Raw genomic sequence first — 14,190 nt, forward strand, 5'->3', positions numbered from 1 at the left:
TACTAGACGCAATAGTAGATATAATAGTTGCCTGAAGATAAATAAATTTTAAAATTTATTTTCAAATCTCTGTATTACAGATACTTAAATTGGAATATTTTTTAAATAAGAATTACTTTTTACGGTCCACCACGTAATTCACCATTAACTCTAAAGCAGCTTTATAGTCAGATTCTGGATATATACTCAACAGTTCTAGTGCCTCATCTCTGTATTCGAGCATTTTACTAACGGCATAATCTAATCCGCCCTTTTCCTTAACAAAAGAAATAACTTCTTTTACCCGCTGTTTGTCCTTGTTGTGATTCTTAATGGAATTGATAACCCAGTTTTTCTCTTTCTTTGTACAATGGTTAAGGGCGTAAATTAAAGGCAACGTCATTTTTTGCTCCTTAATATCAATTCCTGTAGGTTTCCCTATTTTTTTAGCTCCATAATCAAAAAGATCATCTTTGATTTGAAAAGCCATACCACATAATTCACCAAATTTTCTAAATATTTCTACATCAGCACTTTCCGGTTTAACCGAACAAGCCCCTAATGAACAACATGCAGCAATAAGTGTAGCTGTTTTTTGGCGGATAATTTCGTAGTAGACGTCTTCGGTAATATCTAACCTTCGTGCTTTTTCTATCTGAAGCAATTCACCCTCACTCATTTCACGTACGGCTACGGATATGATTTTTAGTAAATCAAAATCATTATTATCAATCGATAACAAAAGTCCTTTAGACAACAAATAATCACCCACTAAAACGGCAATCTTATTTTTCCAAAGTGCATTTATTGAAAAGAAACCTCTACGCTTATTGCTTTCATCGACAACATCATCATGAACTAAAGTAGCGGTATGGATTAATTCAATAACTGAAGCTCCTCGATACGTTCGTTCATTTACCACGCCCTTATTCAATAATTTGGCAGTGAGAAATACAAACATGGGCCGCATTTGCTTCCCTTTTCTGTTTACAATATAATGGGTAATTCTATTCAGTAACGCCACCTTAGATGACATTGAATCCCTAAACTTGGACTCAAACAACTCCATTTCCTGGTAGACAGGTTCCTTTATTTGTGATACTATTTTCAGGTGTTATTTCTTAGAACCTCAAAATTAGCGAAAAGCACGCAGTTAACCGTACTCAGACCGCAGTTATCGTTTATTGGTCGATTACTTCGGCTACGCTCAGTAAAGGGTTTGATTGCAATTAAGAAAAGTGTGATTTTAAAAAAATCAATTATACTTGCTTACTTCTATTTAAGATTTATTCGCCAACTGACCACAGGCAGCATCGATATCCTTACCACGAGAACGGCGGACGGTGACCACAATATTGTTTTTTTCTAAGGTACTAACGTAGCGATCTATAGCTGCAGTTGATGCTTGCTTAAACTCCCCATCATCTATTGGGTTATACTCTATCAAATTCACCTTAGAAGGTGCAAATCTGCAGAAAGCAACCAATGCATCAACATCTTTTTGAGCATCATTGATTCCTTCCCAAACAACATACTCATAGGTAATTCTACTTTTCGTCTTTTCATACCAGTACTGCAAAGATTCTCGTAAATCACTTAAAGTAAACTTGGCATTAAAGGGCATTATAGAGGTACGTATTTCATCTATTGCAGAGTGAAGTGAAACAGCCAGCTTAAACTTAACTTCATCATCGGCCATTTTCTTTATCAACTTTGGCACACCAGATGTTGATACCGTAATACGCTTTGGAGACATGCCTAAACCATCTGTAGAAGTTATCTTCTCTATCGCCTTTAAAACATTGTTATAGTTCATTAAAGGTTCTCCCATGCCCATAAATACAATATTGCTCAACGGTCTATCAAAATAAAGTCGGCTTTCATTATCAATGGCAACTACTTGATCATATATTTCATCAGGATTTAGATTCCGCATTCGTTTTAATCGAGAAGTAGCACAGAATCTACAATCTAAACTACAACCCACCTGACTAGATACACAAGCAGTGGTTCTTGATTTTGTTGGAATTAAAACCGATTCTACAATTAAATCATCATGCAAGCGTACAGCATTCTTTATGGTGCCATCTGAACTACGCTGCATTAAATCAACCTTAATATGGTTGATAACAAAATTAGCCTCTAGCATCTCTCTAGTTTCTTTCGATAGGGATGTCATCACATCAAAAGAATAGGCTGCTTTTTGCCATAGCCACTCATAAACCTGGTTTCCACGAAAGGCCTTATCACCATTGGAAACGAAAAAATCCCTAAGCTGCTCACGTGTTAGTGCCCGGATATCTTTTTTCTTTATCTCTTCCATAGTATTAAAGGTAGGTATTAAAATAAATCCCGCTTTCTAAATAGTTAGATAAAGCGGGATTGGATATAAGTTCCTTAAGTATAAGGATTGATTCGTAATTATATAATTAACATGGCATCACCATAAGAATAAAACTTATAGTTTTCCAAAATAGCTTCTTTATATGCTCTAGTCATTAAATCATGACCCATAAATGCAGATACCATCATCAATAAGGTTGATTTAGGTAAATGGAAATTGGTGATCATAGCATTTGCAAGGCTAAAATCATAAGGAGGGAAAATGAATTTATTCGTCCATCCTTCAAACGTATTCAGGGTATGTTTTGAAGAAACTGCACTTTCTAAACCACGCATGGCAGTAGTACCTACAGCACAAATACGACGTTTTTTCAACTTTGCATTGTTTACAATTTGTGTAGCTTTCTCATCAATAAACAATTCTTCACTGTCCATTTTATGTTTAGAAAGATCTTCAACTTCTACCGGATTAAAAGTACCAAGACCAACATGCAATGTTAATTCTGCAAAGTCGATTCCCTTAATTTCCAATCTCTTTAATAAATGTTTAGAAAAGTGTAAACCAGCAGTAGGGGCAGCAACCGCACCTTCATGCTTAGCATAAATAGTTTGGTAACGTAATTCATCTTCAGCTTCAACTTCTCTTTTTATATACTTTGGCAAAGGTGTTTCACCCAATTCCCTAAGTTTTCTTCTAAAATCTACATATGCACCATCATATAAAAAACGTAAAGTTCTTCCTCTTGATGTGGTGTTATCAATAACCTCAGCAACTAGAGTTTCATCATCGCCAAAATATAGCTTATTACCAATACGTATTTTACGTGCTGGATCTACAAGAACGTCCCATAAGCGTTGCTCTTCGTTTAATTCACGCAAAAGAAAAACTTCGATACGTGCACCAGTTTTTTCTTTGTTACCATATAAACGGGCTGGGAATACTTTTGTATTGTTCAGAACCATGACATCACCTTCATCAAAATAATCGATCATGTCTTTGAACATCTTATGCTCAATCTTTCCAGTATCTCTATGGATTACCATTAATTTGGACTCATCCCTATTTTCTGAAGGATGTTCGGCCAATAATTCCTTAGGAAGCTCAAAACTAAAGTTTGATAATTTCATGTAACTATTATTTTAGTGTATCAAATTGCGGCTGCAAAGATACAATCTGCAGATAGGCCTTGTCAAGTAAAACGCTAATTATAATTCTATTATGGTAAAATGAAGCTGTTTAAGGTCGTTCCAAAAATCTGGATATGACTTAGAAACCACCTCTGAATCATTTACAAACAGAGTGGTGCACATTGCCAACGGAGCGAATGCCATGGCCATTCTATGATCATTATACGTGTCAATAGCAACATCTGCAACAATAGCTTTAGTCGGTAAAAGAGTAAGTGCTTTATCGGTTACTGAAATAGATGCCCCTAATTTTGAAAGTTCGGTATGTAATGCCTCTAAACGGTCGGTTTCCTTAATTTTTAAAGTATGTAATCCTGTTAAATGACAACCAACACCTAAACCAAAACAGGTTACTGCAATGGTTTGGGCAATATCTGGCGCATTGGCCAGATCGAACTCATTTTCTGTGGAAACTTTTTTATCTGTCTTCTTTAAAGTGATTCTATTTTGTCCGAAAGTAGTTTCAACACCAAAAGAGGTGTAAATTTTGGCTAACACACTATCACCTTGAAGGCTTTCTTTTTTATATGCGGATAAAGTTATTTCTGTTCCCGGTTCTGAAAGTGCGCATATACTATAGAAATAGGAGGCTGAACTCCAATCAGATTCTACAACAAGTTTGGTAGGCGTTACCGTTGTTTGAGGCGAAACTTTGATGATATTACCTTCAAACGAAGTTTGTACGCCAATTTCTTCAAGTAACCCTAATGTCATATTGATGTAGGGTACAGAAGTTATTTTACCTACCAATTCTAATTCCAATCCGTTTGCCAGACTTGGAGCAATCAATAACAAAGAAGAGATATATTGACTACTTACATTTGCCGGAAGACTTACTTTATCCTTTACAATTCGCTGTCCCTTAATTTTTATAGGTGGATACCCTTCATCTTTTACATACGAGATATCTGCACCTAACGATTTTAAAGCATCGACTAAAATCTCAATAGGCCTTTCGGTCATTCTTTTTGACCCTGTAAGTGTTACTTCTTTACCTTCCTGTGAAGCAAAATATCCGGTTAAGAAACGCATGGCAGTACCCGCATGATGAATATCTACGGTGCCTTCCGTAATTTTCAACCCTTGCTCCATCACCTGTGCATCGTCAGAATTCGATAGGTTTTCAATGCTAATCGCTGGATACAAAGCAGCCAATAGCAAACTACGGTTAGATTCACTTTTAGAACCTGTTATCGTAATAATTTCATTTAGATGTTTATCTGATGGACCTGTAAGGTGAAGTTTCAAAGCGTATAGAATTAAAAATAGAACGCCAAATATACGGCTATTTCAACTTTTTATTAGTGTGGTGACGGTCATGATCACGCTTTGTTTTTAAATCTAACTTTTTATCAAAAGCTTGTTGTAAATCGATACCTGTTTGGTTCGCCAAACACAACACTACGAATAGTACATCGGCCAATTCTTCACCTAAATCTTTATTCTTATCCGATTCTTTTTCACTTTGCTCTCCGTAGCGTCTAGCAATAATACGGGCAACCTCGCCCACCTCTTCGGTCAATTGTGCCATATTCGTTAATTCGTTGAAATAACGAACGCCATGTTCCTTTATCCAATCATCTACGGCTACTTGTGCGTTTTCAATGTTCATCTATTTATTCTATAATTTTTGAATTCTTAAAATAGCATTATATCTTTTCTAAAACTATTAAAGACTGGTTTTGGCCATTTACAGCCTCGTTAAAAAGTTGCTTAATTCCTGAATAATATTCGTTACTATAATGGGCGGAATTCAAATCAAAAGTAAAAAATAAATTAAGGGTACCGCTTTCATTATCAATTACACTTAATTTTAACAAACCACCACTATTTGGTAATGTAAAATTTTTACCCTCAGGTAAGGATTTTAATTTATACCCTTCAGGTATTTTCATATTAAGTATATATTGATACTTCATGGGATACCCAAAATCTATAGGATAATTTCGCTCTGTAGAAACAAAAGGGTTCTTTTCAAAAAACTTGATCACAAACGGATTTAAATAAATATTATCGCCTTGAAATAGGTTCTCAATTTCAAAATTAAACCGCTCTGTTATCTTTTTATCATCTGAATATTTTAGGTTTTTTTCGTGAGAGATTATATGAAAATCATCAGAAATTTCCTCCTCTAATTTTTCTAGATACTCTTCTTCTTTTGTTGTTTCTAATATTTCATCCTGAGAAACTTTCTTGTATCCTGTATTAATAAAATCAAAAATGCCCGAAAGTTTCTTATTAAAAGGGTCCAATGTCATTTGAGCCCTTATCATTATTGCATTTGAACTTTCTGGTAAAATATCATACCAGTAACTTTCATTATCAAAATCCATTACTCTACCGTAGTAATTTAGGCAACGAAAAGGTAGCATACCAAATGGCATGTACTTATCCGTGGCATCGAGTAAATAGGTTTCTCCATCAATATCTACTTTTGCTATAAGGTAATTAAAATCATTCATTACAGGATGTGTCTTCTTTGGCAAGCCTCTTTTTCTTGTTGCCATAAGCATCATATCAGACTTAAGATCTGCTGCATTCAGCAAATTAATTAATGCGATATTAATTTCGGCTACATTGCCTGTTTTATCATCGAATGCAGTTTTGACCTTATTATTATGCCATATACCAAACTCCTCATTCCAAGTGAAATGGTTTTTAACAAATTGATAAATATTCTTGGCTCGAGTTAAATCATCGCCTTCGGTCAGTAGCTTTTGGTCAACATTTTTTTCAAAAAAGTTTTTCTTCCGAAGTTGACTACCTATATCTTGATCTGTTTTAAATTCCTTATCCACATCTTCCCAAGATTTGGTATATTTTTCTGTACCTCCATAGAAGCTTTTATACTCAGATAGTTCGAATTCTATTTTAGACCTATAATTATTGGATGAAAGCATATATTCTTCAGAATCCTTAAAAGCAGGTATATCTTTTATTACATATTTAAGTGCCTCGCAATCACTATCCCTTTTTGTGCCAGGAAACTTAAAACACCCCTTTACTATTTCAGCTTCATTAACATCTAAGCTCAATCCTCCTTTTAGACTTCTATTATATAACCAGTTACCTGGTATTTTAGCGTTAAATTCAGAATATATTTTAGGAATTTCAGATTGAAAATTCCATCCCGTAAAATTGAAATAAAATGGAGACTGCATTTCGTATTCATACTCTACAATAGAACCTTCTTGTACATTCGGAAAAGTGAATTTAATAAGTGATCCTTTTTCACTGACTACTTCCTCAAAAACCTCAGATTTGTTTACATATATTTTTGCCTGATTATTATGGGTTATCGCTTTAACATTCACTAATTTTTCCTTTCTATCTTTTGTGCGATATAATGGAATTTCAATATTTGCATGTTCAAAACCCTCTTTTTTTAAAATTTTAATTTTAGCGTGGTATTTAGTTATTAGCCATATATAATCATCTCGAATTTCAAAATAATTATCACCATATTCATAAAGATAAACCGCTGATGCGGTTGTATCTTTTTCATATAAGGCAAATGATTTTTCTGATTCTGTGAGTGTACCAAGTTCCATTTTCTCTTGAGCAACCGCATTCGAACCACATATTAAAAAAAGTAACAGGTATATAAACTGATTAGTTTTATGCATTTTTATTGAATTTTATATTCGTCGTACACTAGACCATGCAAGACAATTAACTTTAAAACTTATTTGCATTTAGATATCTATATTCTTGATAAGACTACCTTTTCATTCTGTTTTTGAACCATTTTATTATAAAATTCCTTCAAAGCTGAATAGTAATATGCAGGTATTATAGCCTCATTAATTTCAGAAGTACATACAACCTGTAAAGAATTACCATTTTGTTGCATTACAAAATTAAATACCCCTAGTTCATCTGGCAATCCTAATCTTAGGTTATCTGGTATAGATTCTATTTTATAGCCATCTGGAATAACATAGTTTATGATAAGTTTTTTAGAAAAAGGATAATTAAAATCTACTGGATATTCTCTAGCATCTAATTTGAAAGGGTTTTCCTTTAAGGCAAAAAATATCAGAGGATTAAAATATAATGTAGAGCCAATTATCTCTACTTGATTCTCTTTAATAAACGTAATAGAATGCTCAAGTGGCTCCACAGGTTCCATTTGATTTTTAAGCTCAAAATCATTAATTTCTATACTTGAATGCCTACTAGATTCAACTTCTAAAATTTCCTCTTTTGTTCTACTTATATTATCAACCCTATAATCAAAAGCTAAATTATTGGTTAAACGAGTTTTCATTTCACCTTCTAAACTACCATCTTCCAAAATACGCGCATTCATAAAAACAAGCTTACTTGAAATGGCTTTCGGAACTAGCGGAATTTGCTTCGAAGTTCCATCTTCTCTTACCAACCTACCAGTCCAATTCATAGCACGATTAGGCAAATCGTTTTCAGCTAACATTTTTTCGGTAGCATCAAATAATATATAATCATCTCCATTTTCTATGGCGGCCACAACATAATTAAATCCGTTTGTTGTCGGAAATAAAGGAATACCGTTGGCTTTTGTACTTACTAGGACAGGATTAGCATTTAAACCTGCATACCGAAACATTGAGGTGAGCATAAGATTTATATCTGCAACATTTCCACTTTTCTGATCATATGCTTTTTTAATTCCATTCTTACACCCTACACCATTATAATCGTCCCAAGTCATTCTATCTTGAACAAATTTGTATATGGTGGATGCTAATTTTCGAGTATCCTTATTCTCCTTAATTAGCAAATCTAAGTCGTCTTTAAAATTTCGATTTTTACCAATTTCACCCCCAAAATCGTCGTACTTATATATAGTATTAGCAACATCTTCCCAAGATTGACTGTATATTTTAAAGCCAGAGTTTGGAAATTTTGTAGATTCTAATTCAAAAATTAATGCACTTCTATAATTTTCAATATTGTCTGTAAAATCTACCTCTTTTAATGCAGGAATATTTTTAGCCGATACTTCATAACGTTTTTCAGAAAAATCAAGACTACCATTGCGAGTTGTAGAATTAGAGCCAACTGACGCTAACCCCTGTCTATTTTGAACCTTATAGCTGTATGGCACACTTCTATTGTTTGTAGATTCTTGCAGAGATATTGGATAAAAACCTCTAGTAAATCGTTTAAAATTGAAATATTCTGGCACATCAATATTCAATTCCACAAAATCTAATGGAATTCCATACTGCAACCGATAATCATCCATATAACCCACTAAATCAGAAGAAATCTCGTATTCCAAATCTATTACACTTCCCACTTTTACATTGGGCATAGTAATTGAAATTTGATTTCTGTAAGCACTTATATTTTCTGAAAATATACTTTCTTTTTTTAGCTTGCTTTCTACAATCTTATTGCCCTCAAGATTAAAAGTATACCCTTTTATACCATCTGCTTTTTGCTTTCCAGAATTTGAGGTATACAATGAAATTTTTTTAGTTGCCCAATCTAAACCAGACTTATTGTATATTTTGATTCGTAAATGAACTTTTCTCCTGTTCATAAACCCTTTTTCTGAATGATAATCATAAACTAAGCGCTCTTTCTTATATAAAATGGCAGCCTCAGCTTCATTATCAATCGAATGTGTCTTTTGAGCAACTTCCTCCATTGAGACTTTACCAAATTTTATTTCACTTTTTTGTGCATTTATAGTGAATAATACAGAAGTGAAAATGATTGTAAAATGTAATTTCATTAATTTTTATTTTTTGATAAATACAATTTTAGAAGCGTCTACTCTTGAAATGGTTTTTCTGAAATTTCTATAGTCGTCGTAAGACGTCTTAGGAAAAATTCCTGGCTTAATTAACAACCTTCGTTTATAATTTAATTTAGAATCTGAAAGTTGCTCAACGCTAACTTCAAATTCACCAAATTCATTATTAAGTTTTGTTGGCTTTAAGTTAGCCTCTACCTTATAACCATTTGGTAGCTCTATTATAAAATCATCTTCATCTAAATACCCTCTTTTAATAACAATATCTCGGTTTCTATCCTTATTTCTTTTTGGTACATACTCATTTCTATTTAACATATTTGGAGCAAATAGAATGCGCTCTCCTGCCTTTGACAGATAACCTGATGTATTAAAATCTACCTTTTCAGTGGTTACAATACTATCCTTATCATTAATAAGTTCATGATTTAGAATATGAACATCATTAACATAGTCCCAATAGTGTTTATAATATTTTTCAATATCTTCTTTACTATCATTTGCCAAACCATATTTTTGATTGTATTGAATGCCTGTACTCTTAATTTCAATATGAGCATCGATTATATCCTCTCCAATATTTATTTCGGCCATAGTTTGCTGTTTACTTTGTTCTGGCAGATATTGTCTTGATTTAACCAATTCACCTCCATTTGGCCCAACTTTCAATACATATCTATTATCTGTAAATGTCCCTAAAAAGTTTGCTGGCACTACTTGACTAGTACACTCTAGCCAAATTTCTTCATCTTTTAACGGAACATTCAAAAAAGCATGATTTCCTTGCAGAGAAGGAAAATCAAAATCTAAGCTTTTCATCTGTGCGTCTGCCGATACTATGGTATAGTATGATTCTATACCAACAGCTTTTAATAGCGACATTGTATAATTGGTAAGCCCTTTACAATCGCCGTATTTAACCCTATCTACTTCTTTAGCACTAATCGGCATCCAACCGCCAATACCCATTTGAACACTTATATATCGTGTATTATCTTGAACAAACTGATATACTTTTTTAATTTTTTCTTTTGGATCTTCTATCCCTTTTACTAAACCCTGTATTCTTTGTATCGTTGAACTATCTAGTTCGCCCCTTTCTGCTAAAAGCGAATTATAAACCCAACTACCAAATTCCTTCCAATTAGTTGCATGCCCACTTACCCCTTTTAAATTATAATCTTCTAGAGCTAATTGTACGTTAGGTGCAAAATCTCTAAATTCTGGGTCAAAATCTTCTGATTCAATCGCTTTTAAATTAGCAGCATTATATTTTAACCCATTTTCATTTGCAGTTCGTTGTACTTCAAAGGTATCTAGGTTATTATCTTTAAACCTGTACTTTATACCTGAAGGTAAATTTAAATTGAATTCACTTTTTTCAACACTAATTTTATATCCATCTAAAAAATACCAGCGTGGCATAAATGCGGTATCAGAAGTCGTATATTTTTTATTTAATACAATTGTATAGGGATAATTTACGGGAGTGTATCTAAGAAATTTTACTCTAGAATCTGAATACAGTGTACCTTCGCCAGTGGCGGTTTGGTCAATAAAATCTTTTTCTTTGATTTTGTCTATTTCCTCGCCATTCTCATTATAAATTATAGCTTCAAGGTCCCTTATAGTAGTTTCTTTATCATAAAAAGCCGTTGCATTTACGTGTTTCGATCCACTTTCATTTAAAACCGTCACCACTCTTGTTGACGTTATCTCCATATAATCAGAAGATTTAACTAAAATGCTCATCTCGTCTAAACGCACTACGGCATCGGCATTGTTTAAAAGGATAGGATTTATTTTGGAAAAGCTATAATCTTGTGCAAATACAGCATGAGTTGCCGTAAACAATAAAAAAAATGATAATAAGCGCATATAATTTAGTAGGTTGGTTTTTATCCAAACGATAAAAACAGTAGTTTTCTTACAAAATGTAGGAAAAATTTACAGAATACTAAACTTTATTCTTTGAATCCATCAAAATAGTCACCGGACCATCATTCAACAGCTCAACCTTCATATCTGCACCGAATATTCCAGTACCTACCTTTTTTCCAAGTTTTAATTCTAAAGCATCTACAAAAGCTTCATAGATTGACACAGCTATTTCTGGTCTAGCAGCTTTAATATACGAGGGTCTATTACCTTTCTTTGTTGCAGCGTGCAATGTAAATTGACTCACCACAATTGCGTCGCCTTTATTCTCGAGAAGTGAATTATTCATCACCCCTTGATCATCATTAAAAATACGAAGATTCACTATTTTATTTGACAACCAGTCAATATCTTCTTGTGTATCTAATTTTTCAATACCAACAAGAATAAGCAACCCTGATTCTATAGCACTAATTTCCTTATTATCTATCGTAACACTAGCCTTGGTAACACGTTGTATAACTACCCTCATTTTTTCTCATCATGTATATCGACTCTATAATTCTCATCTTCACCTTTTACCATTTGCAGATAACTTTGATATCTGCTCCAAGCAATATCACCAGCTTCTAAGGCATCTTTTACCGCGCATTTAGGTTCATCTATATGTATGCAGTTATTGAACTTGCAGTGTTGTTTTAATTTAAAGAATTCTGGGAAATAATTACCTATTTCCTCTTTCTCCATATCTACAATACCAAAACCTTTTATACCTGGGGTATCTATAATGCGGGCATCGAAGTTTAAATCGAACATTTCGGCAAAGGTGGTAGTATGTTGGCCTTGTAGATGCTGTTCTGATATTTTTTTAGTCTTAATATCTAAAGTAGGTTCTATTGCATTAACCAATGTCGATTTGCCTACGCCTGAATGACCAGAAAACATAGAAGTTTTCCCTATCATCATCTCCTTTACCGTATCTACATTTTTTCCTGTAACCGCAGAAATACCGATACAGGTATACCCAATATTTCGATATAGCGCTGCTAAAAATTTAATTTCGTCAGTTTCCTCGGGAGAATACGTATCTACTTTATTAAAAAGAAGTACTGCGCGAATTTCATAAGCTTCTGCCGTAATTAAAAATCGGTCAATAAAAACAGGATAAGTTGGTGGATTATTCAATGTAACCAGCAAAAAAACCTGATCAAGATTAGCCGCTATAATATGCGTCTGTTTTGAAAGATTTACGGACTTACGTATAATATAATTTTTTCGGTTTTCAATTTTATGAATTATCCCAATGGTATCATCTCCTATAGTCTCCACCTCAAAATGAACCCGATCACCCACCGCCACAGGGTTCGTACTTTTTATACCTTTTATTCTAAATTTTCCTTTAATCTTACAATTGTAAAAAACACTATTTTCTGATTTAACAGTGTACCAACTCCCTGTAGATTTGTATACAATTCCTACCATTTATGCAAAATACTTTCCATTAGTACAAAGTAACTGCTTTATATATAAAAATTAATAGAAATTTAAATTTCTATTTAAATCACTAAATATCAATCAAAACCTTGAAAATGAATCTCCTTAAAAAAGCAACTCCTTTTATTGGCATTATACCTTTTTCTTTAGGTCTGCTCAAGAAACTATTGCCAATAAGTCTAAAGTGCAAATACTCGAATTAGGTTTCACCGATTATAGGATCATTGATAAAACGAATACATCGGATTTAAAATTCGATGCCTATATACCAGTTTTAAGTTCACTTAAAACTGCGGGGTTGTCTTATGAAATCCTCTCCTTTATCCTGAAAATATAAAATAGAGCACAAAATCAAAAACAGGCATTTAGTATTTAGATGCTAGGGGCGTATCCAAATTGGTTTAGCCAATTGCTTTTTCCGGAGCAAATTCAAATGCCATAGCACAGAAATCAGTTTCTGGTTTAATAATTCTAAACAAGTAGGAACAACGTCTAAAGACGAGACCAAACTATGTTAGAACCAGATAAATGTTGCCTTATTCATGAAGGTTCTGTACCACAAGCAAGAGTCTGGCAATCGGCATTCTATTTCTTCATTCAATAAAAGAAAGGCTTTAAACCATTAAAACCCGATATAGATACAGCGGGTTTTTTTATGCACAATTTTTCTTCTCAACGCAAAAAACTGATATACTACAAATTTCAGTATGTTTTACACAATTAATCATGATTTACCCTGTTAATACTTCATAATCATCAAAAAGATGGCCAATTTTTAAAAAAACCAAAATCATGAAAAAAAGTATTCTTAGTGTTTTATTAGTTATCTGTGGCGCCTTAAGCTTGAGCGCACAAGAGTTTAAAGTGATTACCAGTGTAGAATCTATAGTATCTAGCGGATTAGGACGTTCTAGAATTATTGATGGTAATGAGGAAAAGGACTATGCAGAATTCACCTCTACCCAAACCGAAGATGACAATACCCGTAACAAATCTAAAAGAGATGAGATAAGGGTAAAAGACTTTGATGAAACTAAATTATTGAACTTTTTTAATATTGCCGGTATCCGTTTTCAAAATATTGCCGCTAATGATGCCATAATCACCTCAAAAATCAACGCAATGGTAGCGGATGGTTGGGAACTAGCCTTTGTAACCAGTGCAGTAGAAAGTGATAGCGGCAAAGGAGATTCATCAGGTATTTTCATTACCCGATATATTTTCAAAAGATAAAAATTATGAGTCGTCCTAAAATAGGTTGACAGTTTTTAAATAATTAATATTAAACCAGAGAAGCTAGCTTCTCTGGTTTTTTGTTGTGTATAAAGTTAGGTGTTTTATATTTTAGACTCAAGTGTGGTCTTTTGTTATTATATGTTCTTATTGATTCTGCTATGAGCTTTTTTAACTCTTTGCCACTGTTACATTTATAGATTAAGAATTCCCCTTTCAATATGCCGTTCATTCGTTCTGCCAATGCATTTTGGTAGCAGTCATACCCGTCTGTCATTGACGGGACCATATTACTTAGCCTTAGTTCTTTTTGGTATATGGCCGAGCAA

At 33.4% G+C, this 14,190-nt stretch carries 12 protein-coding genes; 1 reads left to right on the plus strand and 11 read right to left on the minus strand.

What is annotated here, in order from left to right:
- Positions 1 to 112: 112 nt before the first annotated feature.
- The 10 genes from BMY56_RS16205 to rsgA all read right to left on the minus strand — a co-directional run bounded on the left by BMY56_RS16205 (position 113) and on the right by rsgA (position 12,616).
- A complete protein-coding gene (locus tag BMY56_RS16205; protein WP_091626606.1) occupies positions 113 to 1,090 on the minus strand; it encodes a polyprenyl synthetase family protein in 978 nt (325 codons plus the stop codon).
- Positions 1,091 to 1,258: 168 nt separating this feature from the next.
- Positions 1,259 to 2,302, minus strand: a complete 1,044-nt coding sequence (gene rlmN, locus BMY56_RS16210) for a dual-specificity RNA methyltransferase RlmN (RefSeq protein WP_091626607.1) — start codon at positions 2,300 to 2,302, stop codon at positions 1,259 to 1,261.
- Positions 2,303 to 2,400: 98 nt separating this feature from the next.
- The gene (queA, locus tag BMY56_RS16215; RefSeq protein WP_091626610.1) at positions 2,401 to 3,450 is read right to left on the minus strand and encodes a tRNA preQ1(34) S-adenosylmethionine ribosyltransferase-isomerase QueA; all 1,050 of its coding nucleotides are present in this window, start codon (positions 3,448 to 3,450) and stop codon (positions 2,401 to 2,403) included.
- 78 nt (positions 3,451 to 3,528) lie between these two features.
- Positions 3,529 to 4,758, minus strand: a complete 1,230-nt coding sequence (locus BMY56_RS16220; protein ID WP_091626612.1) for a 3-phosphoshikimate 1-carboxyvinyltransferase — start codon at positions 4,756 to 4,758, stop codon at positions 3,529 to 3,531.
- Between the two features lie 37 nt (positions 4,759 to 4,795).
- A complete protein-coding gene (locus BMY56_RS16225; RefSeq protein WP_091626615.1) occupies positions 4,796 to 5,122 on the minus strand; it encodes a nucleotide pyrophosphohydrolase in 327 nt (108 codons plus the stop codon).
- 37 nt (positions 5,123 to 5,159) lie between these two features.
- Positions 5,160 to 7,136 carry a DUF3857 domain-containing protein gene (locus BMY56_RS16230; RefSeq protein ID WP_091626618.1) on the minus strand — a complete coding sequence of 659 codons (1,977 nt, stop codon included), beginning with the start codon at positions 7,134 to 7,136 and terminating at the stop codon, positions 5,160 to 5,162.
- Between the two features lie 77 nt (positions 7,137 to 7,213).
- Positions 7,214 to 9,235 carry a DUF3857 domain-containing protein gene (locus BMY56_RS16235; protein ID WP_091626620.1) on the minus strand — a complete coding sequence of 674 codons (2,022 nt, stop codon included), beginning with the start codon at positions 9,233 to 9,235 and terminating at the stop codon, positions 7,214 to 7,216.
- 6 nt (positions 9,236 to 9,241) lie between these two features.
- The gene (locus BMY56_RS16240) at positions 9,242 to 11,134 is read right to left on the minus strand and encodes a DUF3857 domain-containing protein (protein WP_091626623.1); all 1,893 of its coding nucleotides are present in this window, start codon (positions 11,132 to 11,134) and stop codon (positions 9,242 to 9,244) included.
- 79 nt (positions 11,135 to 11,213) lie between these two features.
- Positions 11,214 to 11,666 (minus strand): D-aminoacyl-tRNA deacylase, encoded by a 453-nt coding sequence (gene dtd, locus BMY56_RS16245; protein ID WP_091626626.1) that lies wholly within the window; start codon positions 11,664 to 11,666, stop codon positions 11,214 to 11,216.
- Positions 11,663 to 12,616 (minus strand): ribosome small subunit-dependent GTPase A, encoded by a 954-nt coding sequence (gene rsgA, locus BMY56_RS16250; RefSeq protein WP_091626629.1) that lies wholly within the window; start codon positions 12,614 to 12,616, stop codon positions 11,663 to 11,665. The genes dtd and rsgA overlap by 4 nt, the downstream gene beginning before the upstream one ends.
- Before the next feature lie 804 nt (positions 12,617 to 13,420).
- Here rsgA and BMY56_RS16255 point away from each other — a divergent pair.
- Positions 13,421 to 13,861 (plus strand): hypothetical protein, encoded by a 441-nt coding sequence (locus BMY56_RS16255; protein WP_091626632.1) that lies wholly within the window; start codon positions 13,421 to 13,423, stop codon positions 13,859 to 13,861.
- 49 nt (positions 13,862 to 13,910) lie between these two features.
- On the opposite strand, the gene BMY56_RS16260 is transcribed toward BMY56_RS16255, so the two are convergent.
- Positions 13,911 to 14,190, minus strand: a 280-nt coding sequence (locus BMY56_RS16260) for an integrase core domain-containing protein (RefSeq protein ID WP_143057836.1), incomplete at its 5' end; no start/stop codon positions are given.

Origin of the sequence: Maribacter orientalis (assembly GCF_900109345.1) — a bacterium.
Lineage (GTDB): Bacteria > Bacteroidota > Bacteroidia > Flavobacteriales > Flavobacteriaceae > Maribacter > Maribacter orientalis.